The organism is Aeromonas taiwanensis (assembly GCF_000820165.1).
Classification (GTDB): domain Bacteria; phylum Pseudomonadota; class Gammaproteobacteria; order Enterobacterales; family Aeromonadaceae; genus Aeromonas; species Aeromonas taiwanensis.
Window position 1 is genome coordinate 1 of sequence record NZ_CDDD01000074.1, and the last position, 14086, is coordinate 14086.

Consider the following 14086-nt stretch of genomic DNA (forward strand, 5'->3'; position numbering starts at 1 on the left):
CAGCTGGCGGATGCGCGGGCCGCCCAGCAGGGCCAGATCCGCCTCCAGTATCGGGTTCGCCGTCTCCGGAGCCCCCCCGGAGTCGCCCGGCACGTCCGGCATCTCCCCCCCTTCTTCCCCCAGATACAGCCGGTCGATGGCCGCAGCCAGCGCCGCCAGCCGTACCGGCTTGCCGACGAAGTCGGCGAACCCGGCGGCGAGACAGGCGCGCACATCCTCCGGGTACATCTGGGCCGAGATGGCGATGGCGGGCAGACCGCAGCCATGCTCCTCCTCGCTGATGGCCACCAGATCCTCGCGCAGGGTCATGCCGTCCATGTCCGGCAGGTTGATGTCGAGCAGGGCCAGCTCGAAGGGGCGCTCGGTCACCCGCGCCAGCGCGCTGCGTCCATCCTCGGCCAGGGTGACTCTGTGGCCGAGTCGCGTCAGCATGCCCTCGGCCACCAGCCGGTTGATCTCGTTGTCCTCCACCAGCAGGATCTCCCGTGGCTGGCCGAGGCGCACCGGCTGGGCGCTGGCCGGCAGCTGAGCTGCCGAGCGCTGCAGCGGCAGGCTGAAGCTGAATTCACACCCCAGCCCCGACTCGCTGGAGAGCGTGAGCTCCCCCCCCATGGCGGCCACCAGCCGGCGGCTGATGGCAAGCCCGAGCCCCGTCCCCCCCTGATGCCCCATGTCCCGCTTGCGCTGGTGGAAGGCCTCGAACACCGCTTCCTGCTCCCCGGACGGGATGCCGGGGCCCGTGTCTTTCACCATGAAACGGATGCAGGGCTCGGCGCAGGGACCCGCACAGGCGAGCGGCGCCACCACCAGGGTGATGCGCCCCTTGACGGTGAACTTGACCGCATTGCCAAGAAGGTTGGCGAGCACCTGGCGCAGCTTGCCCAGATCCCCCTCCACCACGGGAGGGAGCGAGGGGGCGAACTCCAGCGCCAGCGTCACCCCTTTCGCGTCGGCCCTCGGCCCGAACAGGGCGATCAGCTCCTCGGCCAGCGGGCGCAGGGAAAAGGGCTCGCGGCGCGCCTCCACGTGGCCCGCCTCGATCTTGGAGTAGTCGAGAATGTCGTTGAGGATCTCCAGCAGGGATTCACCGCTCTGCTCGATGGCGGCCAGGTAACGCTGCTGGGTCTCGCTGAGATGGGTATCCTCCAGCAGGGTGAGACCGCCCAGGATGCCGTTCATGGGAGTGCGGATTTCGTGGCTCATGGTGGCGAGGAACACCGACTTGGCCCGGTTGGCCTGCTCCGCCTCGGCGCGAGCCAACCGCTGCTTCTTCACCTCCTCGTTGAGGCGCGCATTGGCGTGGCTGAGCTGCTCGGTGCGCTCCTCGACCCGCGACTCCAGCTCCCGCTGGTAGCGGCCAAGCTCGATGGCGTTGTCGCGAAACACCTGCAGCGCCCGCGCCAGCTCCGCCAGCTCGTCGCGTCCCGCTTCCCCGACTGGCATCAGCGGCGCCAGATCCCCCCTGGCCAACCGGCTCATCCCGGCGACCGCTCGCTGCAACGGCCAGACGATGCGACCATAGACCATGCGCCACATCAGCAGGATGAGCAGCGCCAGGGTGAACAGACCGATCACCATCAGGGCCTGCTCCAGCAGCTTGAGCCGCTGGTTCAGAGCCTGCTGGCTCTCTCCCAGGGAGTCCCGGGCCTGGTTCACCAGGGTGCCGACCTCGCGGTTGAGGCTCTCCATCAGGGCCTCGTTGGCGGCAGCCAGCACCCGCAGCGCCTCCCCCTTGCCGAGCCAGTCGCTGCGCAGCTGTACCAGTCGATCGCTCTGCTCCAGCACGGTCAGCGCCTGCTCCACCGCCTGGCGACGGGCCGGATCCATCACCGCCCCGGCGCGCAGCAGCAGGATGGCCAGCTCACGACGCACCTCCTGCAGCAGGGTCAGCAGCCCGGCCTGCCGGTCGCTGCGCCAGATCTCCTCGATGCGCTGCTGCTGCATCAGGGTGCGGTGGCGCAGCTCCGTCATCTGCTCCAGCCAGTCGAGATCCTGCTCCAGCAGCCGGTCGATCGCCCCATCTGCTGGGCGCCCCTGCAGCGAATAGAGAGAGCCGAGCCCGGCCACCATCACGGTTTCGGCGTTCTCCATCTGGCTGCGGGCCAGCTCCGCCACCTGACCGGCGGCCGTCACCAGCCGGGAGCGCAACGCGCCTCCTTCGGCCATCAGCGTGAGCCGCTCTCCCACCAGCCAACCCTGCTGGCCCAGGTTGCCGATGATGGTCTGGCTGAGGCGATGCAGCTCGTCAGACGCCGCCTTGCCGCCACCATGGCCCAGTTGCTCCAGCACATGCTGCATCTGCTGCCCCTGCAGGGTGAGCAGCCGCCCCTGATGCTCCCGCTCCTCCTCGCTGGTCGCGGAGGCCAACAGGTGGGAGGAGCTCTGGATCTCGCCGCCGAGCCGCGCCAGGGTGCGGGCCAGCTCCTGATCCGCCAGGGTCTGCTGCACCCCCTGCTCCAGCTGGCGCAGGTGGCTGAGGCCGAACCACCCCAGCAGGGAGGCCCCCAGGGTCAGCAGCGCCATCAGGGAGAAGGCCAGCAACAGCTTGCCGCCCAGGCCGGAAAAGATTCTCACGGGAAGTACCTTGGTTGTGGTCGACTTTGACCGGATAATATGGCCCCACACTTTAACAAAACCCCCGGCCATGCGAAGCGTCTGTCTCTCCCTGTTGCTCATCCTGCTCCCGGCCTGCGTCCTCGCCTTCGAGGTGGATCACTGGCCGGACGGTGCCTTCGGCGGCAAGCCGGCCCGTTTGAACTGGCAAGGGCCCGTCCCCGTCACGCGCCCACTGACCCTGTGCGCCCTCTATCCCCACCTGCGCGACGCCTACTGGCTGTCGGTCAATCAGGGCATGGTGGAGGAGGCAAAACGGCTTCGCGTGAAGCTGCGCATCCACGAGGCGGGTGGCTACGGCGCCCTTGCCGAACAGCGCCAGCAGTTGCAGCAGTGCGTGAGCGAGGGGAGCGATGCCATCCTGCTCGGCGCGGTGAGCTACGACGGGCTGGACGAGGCGATCAGCGCCAGTCCGCTGCCGGTGTTCGGCCTGGTCAACGATCTGCCCGCCGGACTGGTCAAGGCCAAGGTGGGGGTCTCCTGGTATCAGATGGGCTGGCAGATGGGCCACTGGCTGGCCAAGCGCCACCCTGCCGGCAGCCCGCCGGTGACGGTGGCGCTCTTTCCCGGCCCGCAGGCGAGCGGTGGCAACAATTTCGTCGAGCCGGGCTTTGCCGACAGCATCGAGGGGAGCGCCATCAGGCTGGTGACCACGGCGCGTGGTGACAACAGCCGCGAGATCCAGCGCACCCTAGTGCAGCAGACCCTGGCCAGCTACCCCGGCCTCGACTATCTGGTGGGGGGCGCCATCGCCGCCGAGGTGGCGGTCAACGAGCAGGCGCAGCGCCAACGCGATCGCCCCAAAGTGCTGAGCACCTACTTCAGCCACGGGGTGCAGCGCGGCCTGCGCCGGGGCAAAGTCCTGGCCGCCAACAGCGACCAGATGCGCCAGCAGGGGCGCCTTGCCGTGGCCCAGGCAGTCTGCCTGCTGCAAAGTCCCGAGGCCGGCGAGCAGCAGTGCCCGCGGGTGATGGGGCCACCCATCCTGACCCTGGAGGCCCCCCTGGCCAATCCCGCCGATTCGCTGTCCGATGGCACCTTTCGCCCCGTCTACCGGGTCGGCGTCGACGCCAGCGGCAACTAACCAAGTACTCAAGGAGAAGAGATGAACACATTGCATGCGAGCTGCCTGTGCGGCGCCGTGGCCCTGACCCTGCCGGATCAGTTCGACTACATGGGCAACTGCCATTGCAGCGAGTGCCGCAAGTTTTCCGGGGCGGACTACGCCTCGGTCGGCGGGCTGGATGGCGACAAGGTGACCATCGTGAAGGGGAGCGATGCCATCAGCCGCTACCAGAAATCGGACGAGACCAGCCTCGCCTTCTGCCGCCACTGCGGCTCCAGCCTGTTCAGCCAGAAGCGCAGCACGGGCAAGATCAATCTTCGGCTGGGGATACTGGACGAGGCGCCGAGCCAGAAGCCCGCGTTTCACATCTTCGTCGGCTCCAAGGCGCCCTGGCACCAGATCGGGGACGACTGCCCGCAGTTTGACACCCGGCCATCGGCCTGAGCGCCTAGCAAAGCTGAGGATCAGGCGGCCAGCTCGCCGGCAAACAGATAGCCTTCCCCGTGTACGGTGACGAACAGTTGCGGGTCACGGGGATCCTGCTCCATCTTGCCCCGCAGGCGGCGGATCAGCACGTCTATGGTGCGATCGCTCGGGCCGTCGCCGCGGTGGCTGGTGAGGGCCAGGATCCGCTCCCGGCTCAGCACCCGACCGGCGTTGGCGATGAAGGCCACCAGCACTTCGTACTCAGCCTTGGTCAGGCGCACCGGCACCCCGTCACGGCTGAGCTGGCGGCGGGGAATATCGAAGCGCCAGGGGCCAAAGCGCACCGCATCGTCTGCCACCGCCGGCTCGCTCGGCTGGGCTGCGGCCAGCGAGATGCGCCACAGCAGGTTCTTGACCCGCACCAGCAATTCTCTGAGCTCGAACGGCTTGGTGACATAGTCGTCGGCCCCCATCTCGAGGCCGACAATCTTGTCCACCGCATCGCTGCGGCCAGTCACCAGGATGATCCCCACCGTGCTGCGGGCGCGCAGCTCGCGAGTCAGCAGCAGGCCATCCTCCCCCGGCAGGTTGATGTCCAGCATCACCAGGGCCACCTCCTGCTCTGCCAGCACGGCCCGCATCTCCTGGCCGTTCTCGACCGCGGTCACCCGATAGCCCTCCCGCTCGAAATAGCCGGTCAGCTTCTCGCGGGTCACGGCATCGTCTTCAACAACCAGAATGTGGTGGCTCATGGGCAGGATCCGCAGGGTTAGACAGAGTTCAACATGGGGGAATATTCTATTCATAATTTTTCATAAATACCCCTATTTCGTTAATTTTCGGCGGCAGCCCTGTTCACAACGCCTCCCTATCATGGCCTCCTTCAAAAAAGCGATGTGAGAGAACATGATGAAAAAACTGTGGCATTTCCTGCGCACCCCCAGCCGCCGCTGGTCGGTACTGGCGCTGGTGCTGGCGGGCGTCGGGGTCACCCTGGCCGGCAGCGTCGGCCTGCACTACGGCTTCGAGAAGACCAGTACCCTCGAGTTCTGCATCTCCTGCCATACCATGAAGGACACCGTCTACCCCGAGTACAAGGAGTCCGTTCACTTCAAGAATGCCTCCGGCGTCCAGGCCATCTGTACCGACTGTCACCAGCCGAAGGACTTCGTCGGCAAGGTGGCCCGCAAGATGGAGGCGGCCAACGACCTCTATCAGCAGTACATAGGTCACAGCATCGACACCCAGGAGAAGTTTGAGGACAGGCGTCTGCATCTGGCCGAGAAGGTGTGGGCCCGCATGAGCAGCCAGAACTCCAAGACCTGCAAGTCCTGCCACAGCTACGACAACATGGACCACGCCAAGCAGTCCCCCGCCGCCGCCCTGGCGATGAAGGATGCCGCCGCCAAGAACATGAACTGCATCGAGTGCCACAAGGGCATCGCCCACGAGCTGCCGAACATGGCGGGCGGCTTCCGTGCCACCTACGCCACCCTGGCAAGCGATGCGCAAGAAGCACCGGCTGCCGAGACCCTCTACACCCTGGGCGAGAAGGATCTCTACGAAAGCGAAGAGAGTACCGAGCCGGTCGGCAAGCTGCTGCCCGCCTCCCGCATCGACGTCGTGGCCCGCAGCGGCGATCGCCTCAAGGTGACCATCGAAGGCTGGCGCGAAACCGAAGGCAAGGGCCGGGTGCTGAGCGAGTACATGGGCAAGCGGGTCTTCGTGGCCACCATCCGTGACGAGCTCAGGGTCAACGAGCAGATCCTGAAACAGGAAACCGACAGCGCCACCCATATCAAGTGGGAACAGGTGCAGGTGCAGGCCTGGGTCGATGGCAAGGGCCTCGAATCCTCCCTCAAACCGATCTGGGATTATGCCGGCGAGATGTACAAGTCCACCTGCAACTCCTGCCACGCGGCGCCGGATCCGGCTCACTTCACCGCCAACGGCTGGATCTCGGGTCTCAAGGCCATGTCCGCCTACTACCGCCTGAGCAAGGAAGAGGAGCGCACCCTGCTCAAGTACCTGCAAAACCATGCCGCCGATACCGGTGGTCAGGGCAGCCACTAATTCCGGATTCGAAAGAGGAATAACAAGATGATCAATATTTCCCGTCGTGGTTTTCTGGGTGGCTTGCTGGCCAGCGGTGCCAGCGCCCTGATCGGCCCCTCTCTGCTCGGTCGCGCCGTGATGGCCGCCGAGTCCGGCGACAAACTGGTGCAGTCCGGCTCCCACTGGGGTGCCTTCCGCGCCCGTGTGGTGGGCGGCCGCTGGGTCGAGACCCTGCCGTTCGAGCATGACAAGCATCCGACCGAGATGCTCAAGGCCCTGAGTGAAGTGGTCTACAACCCCTCCCGCATCCGCTACCCCATGGTACGTCTGGACTGGCTGCGCAAGGGCCACCAGTCCGACACCAGCGAACGCGGCCAGAACCGCTTCGTGCGGGTGACCTGGTCCCAGGCGCTGGACTTCTTCTATCACGAGCTGGAACGGGTGCAGAAGACCCATGGCCCGAGCGCCCTCTACGCCGGTCACTCCGGCTGGCAGTCGGTGGGCAAGCTGCACTCCGCCGGCGCCATGCTGGGCCGCGCCATGAACCTGCACGGCACCTATCTGGCCAAGGCCGGTGACTACTCCACCGGCGCCGCCCAGGTGATCCTGCCCCACGTGGCGGGCGCCATGGAGGTGTACGAGCAGCAGACTTCCTGGCCCCTGGTGCTGGAGCACAGCAAGACCATCGTCATCTGGGGTTCAGATCCCATCAAGAACCTGCAGGTGGGCTGGTTGGTGCCGGATCACAGCGTCTACGAATACTGGGCGCAGCTGAAAGAGAAAGTGGCCAGGGGAGAGATCAAGGTCATTAGTGTCGACCCGGTCAAATCCAAGACCCAGAAGTATCTCAATTGCGATCAGGTGACCCTGAACCCGCAGACCGACGTGCCCCTGATGCTGGGTATCGCCCATACCCTCTACAGCGAGAAGCGTCACGACGAGGCCTTCCTCAAGAACTACACCACCGGCTTTGACAAGTTCCTGCCCTACCTGCTGGGCACCAGGGATGGTCAGGTGAAGGATGCTGAGTGGGCCTCCGCCATCTGTGGCGTGCCTGCCGACACCATTCGCGAGTTGGCGCGCACCATGGCCAGCGGCCGCACCCAGCTCATCGGCGGCTGGTGCGTGCAGCGTATGCACCACGGCGAACAGTACGCCTGGATGCTGGTGGTCCTGGCCTCCATGCTGGGCCAGATCGGTCTGCCGGGGGGCGGCTACGGTTTTGGCTGGCACTACAACGGCGCCGGTACCATCACCAGCACAGGCCCCATCATGTCCGGCTTCAGCTCCGTCATTCCCGGGGTCAAGCCGCTGCACAACGGCGACTGGAAGGGCTACTCCAGGTTCATCCCGGTGGCCCGTTTCGTCGACTGCATCCTGAACCCGGGCAAGCGCATCGCCTTCAACGGTCAGACCATCACTTACCCGGAAATGAAGATGGCGGTGTTCTGCGGCAACAACCCGTTCCACCACCAGCAGGATCGCAACAAGATGATCGCCGCCTGGCGCAAGCTGGAAACCGTGGTGAGCGTGGATCACCAGTGGACCGCCAGCTGCCGCTTCGCCGATATCGTGCTGCCGGCCACCACCACCTACGAGCGGGATGACATCGAGCAGTGGGGTTCCCACTCCAACGCCGGCATCCTGGCCATGCACAAGGTGGTCGAGCCGCTGTTCGAGGCGCGCGACGACTACGACATCTTCGCCGATCTCTGCCGTCGCTTCGATCGCGAGGCCGAGTTCACCGGTGGCAAGACCAAACTGGAGTGGATCCAGAGCATCTATGACGACGCCCGCCTGCAGGGCCGCGGCATCGGCATCCGCCTGCCCCGCTTCAGCCAGTTCTGGCACGGTGAAGGTTTCGTCACCTTCCCGGCTGGCCAGCCCTGGGTACGTCACGAGTCGTTCCGCAAGGAGCCGGATCTGGAGCCGCTGGGCACCCCGTCCGGCCTCATCGAGATCTACTCCAAGACCATCGCTGACTACGGCTACGCGGATTGCCCGGGCCACCCTATCTGGATCGAGCCTTACGAGCGCTCCCACGGCGGGCCGGGCAGCCAGCAGTTCCCGCTGCACCTGCAATCCTGTCACCCGGACAAGCGCCTGCACAGCCAGCTCTGCTCCTCCGATGCCTACCGTGCCACCTACACGGTGCAGGGGCGCGAGCCTGTCTACATGAACCCGCAGGACGCCAAGGCGCGCGGGCTCAAGGACGGGGATCTGGTGCGGGTCTACAACGGCCGCGGTCAGGTGCTGGCCGGTCTGGTGGTGAGCGATGACTACGCCCCCGGCGTGGTGCGCATCCAGGAAGGGGCCTGGTACGGCCCGCAGGAGGGCGGCAAGGTGGGGACCTTGTGTACCTATGGCGATCCCAACGTGCTGACTGCGGACATCGGATCCTCCAGCCTGGCCCAGGCCACCACGGCCCACACCGCCCTGGTGGAGATCGAGAAATTCCACGGACAGGTGCCGGCCGTCACCGCCTTCGGAGCGCCGGAATCTGCCAAGGGCATCGATCCCATGTTCCCGGCACTCTGACCCCGAAGGGACTAAAGTCCCCCTTGAGTTTCCTTTATTTTTAAAGTCGTTAGAATCGGGAGCCTCTATGGCTCCCGATTGTCATCCACGGAGGAAAAATGCAGGAATTTATGGCTACCAGCGAACGCCGGGCCGAGCTTTACTGGTGGTTTTCCACCCTGTTCGCTGCCGAACTCAGTGATGCACAGATTGCTGAATACGATACCTATGACGTGCGCAGCTTCTTGAAGAGCCTCTCTACCCTGGACCCCATGCGCGAGGCCGTGGCCGAGCTGAACGAGGCCATCGCCCGCCTGCTGGTGCGCCCGGATCGCCAGCTGGAGCTCGCCGCCGACTTCGCCGGCCTGTTCCTGGTGGATCCCAAGCAGGGCGCCCTGCCTTACGAGTCGCTCTACCGCGGCGAGGGCAAGCTGCTGATGCAGGCCCCCATGAGCGAAATGCAGGCGCGCCTCGAACGCCTCGGCATCAACGTCAGCGACAAGTACAAGGAGCCTGCCGATCACCTGGCCATCGAGCTGGATCTGATGGGCAACCTCATCATACGCGCCGCCGAGGCGACCACCGCCACCCAGCGCGAAACCTGGCTTGGCGAGCAGGAGTCCCTGCTGCACGGCCACCTGCTCGGCTGGTTCGACAAGTTCGAGAGCGCCTGCCGCGCCGCCGACCAGTTTGGCTTCTACGGCGCCAGTGCCCGACTGCTGGGGGTATTCCTCAAGATGGATGCCAACTACCTCAGCCTGGTCAAACCCGCGCAAGCCGCCGACTAAGCCCGGCATGAAGACAGCCCTGCTCCTGATCGCATGCTGGCTGCTGGCCCTGATCCCGCTGGATCAGGGCATTACTCCCCTCGCCGCGCTGCTGCTGAACCCGGATCGGGCACTCTACGGCACCGCCCAGCTCACCGGCTTCGCCGGTATACTGCTGACCCTCTACCTCGCCAACCTCGGCGTCGAGGTGGTGCTGCGCCGCCGCTTCCAGATAGCGGGCATGCTGGCCCTGCTGGCTTCCTGGATCGACTTCATCAACAGCAGCGGCACGGAGAGTCACTGGTTGCTGCTCTACGCCATGGCCCTGCCTTTTCACCTGGTAGGCTGGCTGGTCTTCGTGCGAGGCCTTCAGGCATTTGGTCGCCAGAAAGGCTGATATCCTGTTGATTTCACGCCATTCCCCCACTTTCTTTCCCTCCTGAAACTTCATGCCATACTGACACAGTCGCGCAAATGATAAAAAAATCAATTCAGGAGCCTATATGGAAAGAGTGCTACCCGAATCGGTTCAGACACTGCATCTGTCAGGCCCGCTCACCATCCACGAATTGCAGCAGTTGTTCGATCAGGCTCTTTTTGGCATTGCCATGTTCGATCGTGAATTCAGATGCCGCGAGGTCAACGCAAGCTTTGCCCAGCTGAGCGGGCTCGCCAGGTCGGATCACCCCGGCAAGACCCTGTTTGAGATCAGCCCGGCCCGTGCCCCCATGCTGGCTCCCCTGCTGCAGCAGCTGCTTCATGGAGCACAGCGGGTCGAGCTGGAGCTGGATGACACGGGCGCCCCCCATCCCGCGTCCTCGACACGCTGGCACCTGAGCTGCGGCCCGGTGCTGGATGACGACGGCATCTTCAACGGCCTCTTCCTCATCACCCGGGATCTGCCCCTGATGCCTGCCGCCCACCCCACACTGGCGGCATTTGCCCCGGAGCTGTCCGGCCATCAGGTGCAGCAGCTGTCCCAGATGGAGGCACGGCTGCAGCACCTCTCCTATCACGATCCCCTCACCGATCTTGGCAATCGCAGCCTGCTGCAGGAGCGCCTCACCCTGGAGATCGAGATGGCCCGCCTGAACCGGCACACTCTGGCGCTGCTGTTCATCGATCTCGACGGTTTCAAACTCATCAACGACAACCTGGGGCAGAGCGCCGGTGATCAGCTGCTCAAGCTGTCGGCGGATCGCATCCGTCATTGCCTGCGCACCGGGGACGTCGCCATCCGGTTGGGGGCCGACGAGTTTCTGGTGCTGCTCCCCGACATGGGGAAACGGGAAGAGCTGGTGTGGTTGATCGAACGGTTGCAGCAGAGGCTGCACGAGCCGGCCGACATCGGGCAGGAGCGGGTGAGACTCTCCGCCAGCATCGGCATCTCCCTCTATCCGGAACATGGCTATACCCCTGACAGCCTCATCAGTGCGGCAGACAATGCCATGCACGAGGCCAAGCGCCGTGGTCGCAACGGCTATCTGTTCTACTCCCCGGACATGACGGCACAGACCAGGGAACGCATGGCCCTGGAGCAGGGACTGCTCAAGGCCATGGAGCAGCAGCAGTTTCGTCTGCTGTACCAGCCCATGACGGATCTTGCCGATGGCAGCCTCAGCGGTCTCGAGGCCCTGGTGCGCTGGCAGCACCCCTGCATGGGCATCATCTCACCGGCTCGCTTCATCCCGGTGGCCGAAGAGTGCGGCCTCATCGAGCAGCTCGGTGCCTGGGTGATGCGCACCGCCTGCCAGCAAGGCCAGAAGTGGCTGGCAGAAGGCTTCGCGGTCCCTCGGCTCTCCGTCAACGTGTCGGTCAGGGAGATGCGCTCCCCCGACTACGTGGAGAGGGTCACCGCCATCCTGGCCGAGACCGGCTTCCCCGCCGAACGGCTGGAGATAGAGGTCACCGAGAGCATCATCCAGAGCGTGGATCACAGCCTGCGCCTCTTTACCCGCCTCAAGGCGCTGGGGGTACAGATCGCCATCGACGACTTTGGAACCGGCTTTTCCTCCTTGAGCCTGCTCAAGAGCCTGCCCATCGATCGCATCAAGATAGACAGGGCCTTCGTACAGGCGCTGCCCGATGACAAGCACAGTCGCGAGCTGTGCCGCACCATAGTCCAGCTGGCAAGCTCCCTCGGCATGGCGGTCACGGCGGAGGGCATCGAGACCCAGCCCCAGCGCCAGTTTCTGCAATCCCTGCACTGCGAGGAGGGCCAGGGCTATTTGTTCAGCTACCCCCTGGCCGAACCCCACATGGCCGCCATGCTCCCCCATGGACACGGATGAACCAGGGGTGAGTCACGGATAAAAGAGAAGGGAGCACCGGGCTCCCTTCTCTTTTTGCTGCTGGCACTCTTCTTCCTTTGTCGCTATCCAAAAGTCTAATTGCCCTCGGGAACCAAAGGTATAAGTTGTTACTCAATCATTAAGAAAATGTATTCACAGGAGTGAAAGATGAGCGAGAGCAAGGTCTATCCGGTCAAGGCCCACATCGGCAACGGCGCCCTGCTGGACAAGGATGGTTATGAAGCCATGTATCAGGCGTCGGTGCAGAACCCTGACGCCTTCTGGGGGGAGCAGGGCAAGATCCTCGACTGGATGACGCCCTACACCCGCGTCAAAAACACCTCCTATGATCCGGGCCACGTCTCCATCAAGTGGTACGAGGATGGTCTGCTCAACGTCTCGGCCAACTGCCTGGATCGCCATCTGAACGAACGCGGTGACAAGGTCGCCATCATCTGGGAAGGGGACAACCCGGCCGAGGATCGCAAGATCACCTACCGTGAGCTGCACGGCGAGGTGTGCAAGTTTGCCAACGTGCTCAAGGCTCAGGGGGTGAAACGCGGCGACATGGTGTGCCTCTACATGCCCATGGTGCCTGAAGCCGCCATCGCCATGCTGGCCTGTACCCGCATCGGCGCCGTCCACAGCATCGTCTTCGGCGGTTTCTCGCCGGAAGCCCTCTCCGGCCGCATCATCGACTCCGGGGCCACCATAGTCATCACCGCCGACGAAGGCCTGCGTGGCGGTCGTCCCATCCCCCTCAAGAAAAACGTCGATGAGGCGCTCACCCACCCGGATACCCGGGTCAACAAGGTGATCGTGCTCAAGCGCACCGGCGGCAACGTGGCCTGGCACGGCCACAGGGACATCTGGTGGCACGATGCCGTCGCCGCCGCCAGCCCGGATTGCCCGCCCGAGGCCATGGGGGCCGAAGACCCCCTGTTCGTGCTCTACACCTCGGGCTCCACCGGCAAGCCCAAGGGCGTGCTGCACACCACCGGCGGTTACCTGGTCTATGCCGCGCTCACCTTCAAGTACGTATTCGACTACCACGAGGAGGACATCTACTGGTGTACCGCCGACGTGGGCTGGGTCACCGGTCACTCCTACCTGGTCTACGGGCCGCTCGCCAACGGCGCCACCACCCTGATGTTCGAAGGGGTGCCCAACTACCCGGCCACCAATCGCATGAGCCAGGTGGTGGACAAGCACCAGGTCACCATCCTCTATACCGCCCCCACCGCGATCCGCGCGCTGATGGCCAAGGGCAAGGAGGCCATCGAAGGCACCTCCCGTACCAGCCTGCGCATCATGGGATCCGTGGGTGAACCCATCAACCCGGAAGCCTGGGAGTGGTACTACCGCACCATAGGCGACGAGCGCTGCCCCATCGTCGATACCTGGTGGCAGACCGAGACCGGCGGCATCCTGATCACGCCGCTGCCCGGCGTCACCGCACTGAAACCCGGCTCCGCCACCCGCCCCTTCTTCGGGGTGCAGCCGGCCCTGGTGGACAATCTGGGCGAGCCGCTGGAAGGCGCCACCGAGGGCAACCTGGTCATCACCGACTCCTGGCCCGGCCAGATGCGCACCGTGTTCGGCGATCACGATCGCTTCGAGCAGACCTACTTCTCCACCTTCCCCGGCCGCTACTTCACCGGCGACGGTGCCCGTCGCGACGAGGATGGTTACTACTGGATCACCGGTCGGGTGGATGATGTACTGAACGTCTCCGGCCACCGCATGGGCACGGCGGAGATAGAGTCGGCCCTGGTGGCCCATCCGAAGATCGCCGAAGCGGCCGTGGTCGGCGTCCCCCACGAGATCAAGGGCCAGGGCATCTATGCCTATGTCACCCTGATCGCCGGGGAAGAGCCGAGCCGCGAGCTGCATAAAGAGGTCAAAGAGTGGGTGCGCAAGGAGATCGGCGCCATCGCCACCCCGGACGTGATCCACTGGGCCGAGGGGCTGCCCAAGACCCGCTCCGGCAAGATCATGCGCCGTATCCTTCGCAAGATCGCCACCGGCGAGACCGACAGCCTGGGGGATATCTCCACCCTGGCGGATCCGGGTGTCGTGGACAAGCTGATCCGCGAGAAGTCAGAAGCGGCTTGAGTCCACTTCCGCTTCCACAGCAGAGCCGGCCCAGTGCCGGCTTTGTTGCGTCTGGGGCTCATGCAGCAGAGGGAACGACGGTGCGGCAGGGAGCAGAGGCGAAAGGCCAATAAATAGCCAGATGTAGAGATTAGACCAGTAAAATGCTGCTAATTTTCACGAAATCAATATAATTGCGAAATCTGTGTGCCAGGGCACACCGAATTGTGCAAAAATTGGCTAGATTTCTGGTTGTC

General features: G+C 64.5%; 10 protein-coding genes. 8 read left to right on the forward strand and 2 right to left on the reverse strand.

Annotation, left to right across the window (positions count from 1 at the left end; all coding sequences use genetic code 11):
• On the reverse strand, positions 1 to 2574 hold a 2574-nt coding region (gene torS, locus BN1136_RS13370), incomplete at its 3' end, for a TMAO reductase system sensor histidine kinase/response regulator TorS (protein WP_043808651.1).
• A gap of 70 nt (positions 2575 to 2644) precedes the next feature.
• Between torS and torT the strand changes: the two genes are divergently transcribed.
• Together torT and BN1136_RS13380 are read left to right on the forward strand one after the other, a co-directional pair.
• A complete protein-coding gene (torT, locus tag BN1136_RS13375; protein WP_043808652.1) occupies positions 2645 to 3697 on the forward strand; it encodes a TMAO reductase system periplasmic protein TorT in 1053 nt (350 codons plus the stop codon).
• A 21-nt stretch (positions 3698 to 3718) separates the two neighbouring features.
• A complete protein-coding gene (locus BN1136_RS13380) occupies positions 3719 to 4123 on the forward strand; it encodes a GFA family protein (RefSeq protein ID WP_043762271.1) in 405 nt (134 codons plus the stop codon).
• Between the two features lie 20 nt (positions 4124 to 4143).
• On the opposite strand, the gene torR is transcribed toward BN1136_RS13380, so the two are convergent.
• On the reverse strand, positions 4144 to 4857 hold the full coding sequence (gene torR / locus BN1136_RS13385) for a two-component system response regulator TorR (RefSeq protein WP_043762273.1): 714 nt from the start codon (positions 4855 to 4857) through the stop codon (positions 4144 to 4146).
• Between the two features lie 154 nt (positions 4858 to 5011).
• On the opposite strand from torR, the gene torC reads away from it, so the two are divergent.
• From torC to acs, 6 genes are all read left to right on the forward strand, one after another.
• Positions 5012 to 6178 (forward strand): pentaheme c-type cytochrome TorC, encoded by a 1167-nt coding sequence (torC, locus tag BN1136_RS13390; RefSeq protein WP_081843815.1) that lies wholly within the window; start codon positions 5012 to 5014, stop codon positions 6176 to 6178.
• A gap of 27 nt (positions 6179 to 6205) precedes the next feature.
• A complete protein-coding gene (gene torA, locus BN1136_RS13395; RefSeq protein WP_043762275.1) occupies positions 6206 to 8698 on the forward strand; it encodes a trimethylamine-N-oxide reductase TorA in 2493 nt (830 codons plus the stop codon).
• A gap of 98 nt (positions 8699 to 8796) precedes the next feature.
• Positions 8797 to 9465: a molecular chaperone TorD gene (gene torD, locus BN1136_RS13400; RefSeq protein ID WP_043762277.1), complete on the forward strand. Its 669-nt coding sequence runs from the start codon at positions 8797 to 8799 to the stop codon at positions 9463 to 9465.
• A 7-nt stretch (positions 9466 to 9472) separates the two neighbouring features.
• Positions 9473 to 9841 (forward strand): hypothetical protein, encoded by a 369-nt coding sequence (locus BN1136_RS13405; protein ID WP_043762278.1) that lies wholly within the window; start codon positions 9473 to 9475, stop codon positions 9839 to 9841.
• A gap of 106 nt (positions 9842 to 9947) precedes the next feature.
• Positions 9948 to 11735 (forward strand): putative bifunctional diguanylate cyclase/phosphodiesterase, encoded by a 1788-nt coding sequence (locus tag BN1136_RS13410; RefSeq protein ID WP_043762279.1) that lies wholly within the window; start codon positions 9948 to 9950, stop codon positions 11733 to 11735.
• Between the two features lie 168 nt (positions 11736 to 11903).
• On the forward strand, positions 11904 to 13850 hold the full coding sequence (acs, locus tag BN1136_RS13415; RefSeq protein ID WP_043762280.1) for an acetate--CoA ligase: 1947 nt from the start codon (positions 11904 to 11906) through the stop codon (positions 13848 to 13850).
• The last annotated feature ends 236 nt before the right edge of the window (positions 13851 to 14086 follow it).

What these genes read in the sequence shown, in the direction of transcription:
- BN1136_RS13380 (WP_043762271.1), top strand. Translation starts at nt 3,719, where the DNA reads ATGAACACATTGCATGCGAGCTGCCTGTGCGGCGCCGTGGCCCTGACC.
- torD (WP_043762277.1), top strand. Translation starts at nt 8,797, where the DNA reads ATGCAGGAATTTATGGCTACCAGCGAACGCCGGGCCGAGCTTTACTGG.
- BN1136_RS13410 (WP_043762279.1), top strand. Translation starts at nt 9,948, where the DNA reads ATGGAAAGAGTGCTACCCGAATCGGTTCAGACACTGCATCTGTCAGGC.
- acs (WP_043762280.1), top strand. Translation starts at nt 11,904, where the DNA reads ATGAGCGAGAGCAAGGTCTATCCGGTCAAGGCCCACATCGGCAACGGC.
- torA (WP_043762275.1), top strand. Translation starts at nt 6,206, where the DNA reads ATGATCAATATTTCCCGTCGTGGTTTTCTGGGTGGCTTGCTGGCCAGC.
- BN1136_RS13405 (WP_043762278.1), top strand. Translation starts at nt 9,473, where the DNA reads ATGAAGACAGCCCTGCTCCTGATCGCATGCTGGCTGCTGGCCCTGATC.
- torR (WP_043762273.1), bottom strand. Translation starts at nt 4,857, where the DNA reads ATGAGCCACCACATTCTGGTTGTTGAAGACGATGCCGTGACCCGCGAG.
- torC (WP_081843815.1), top strand. Translation starts at nt 5,012, where the DNA reads ATGATGAAAAAACTGTGGCATTTCCTGCGCACCCCCAGCCGCCGCTGG.
- torT (WP_043808652.1), top strand. Translation starts at nt 2,645, where the DNA reads ATGCGAAGCGTCTGTCTCTCCCTGTTGCTCATCCTGCTCCCGGCCTGC.